General features: G+C 46.4%; 1 protein-coding gene. It reads right to left on the reverse strand.

All coding sequences use genetic code 11. The annotated features are described in order from the left end of the window. Nucleotides 1-433, reverse strand: a 433-nt coding sequence (locus tag PZH32_RS11430) for an Hsp70 family protein (protein ID WP_275208378.1), incomplete at both ends; no start/stop codon positions are given.

Raw genomic sequence — 433 nt, forward strand, 5'->3', positions numbered from 1 at the left:
CATTGTCTCGATAGACAGTGACAGTGGAGTTACATCAAGAAGAAGGATGTCTCCTGCGCCTGCATCTCCTGCAAGTTTACCACCCTGTACGGAAGCACCAAGTGCTACACACTCATCTGGGTTAAGGGATTTGCTAGGCTCTTTGCCTGTCAGTCTCTTAACTTCTTCCTGAACAGCCGGAATACGTGTTGATCCACCAACGAGAAGTACCTGTCCAAGCTCGGAAGCTGTGATTCCTGCGTCAGAAAGTGCACGTCTTACCGGCTCCTGTGTCTTCTCTACAAGATCTCTTGTCAGTTCATCAAATTTAGCTCTTGTAAGGTTCATATCGAAATGCTTCGGTCCTTCAGCTGTTGCTGTGATGAACGGAAGGTTGATATTGGTTGTCGTTGCACTTGAAAGTTCTTTTTTAGCTTTCTCTGCTGCTTCTCTT

It is taken from the genome of Adlercreutzia equolifaciens (genome assembly GCF_029076695.1).
In the GTDB taxonomy this organism is placed as follows: Bacteria; Actinomycetota; Coriobacteriia; order Coriobacteriales; family Eggerthellaceae; genus Adlercreutzia; species Adlercreutzia equolifaciens_A.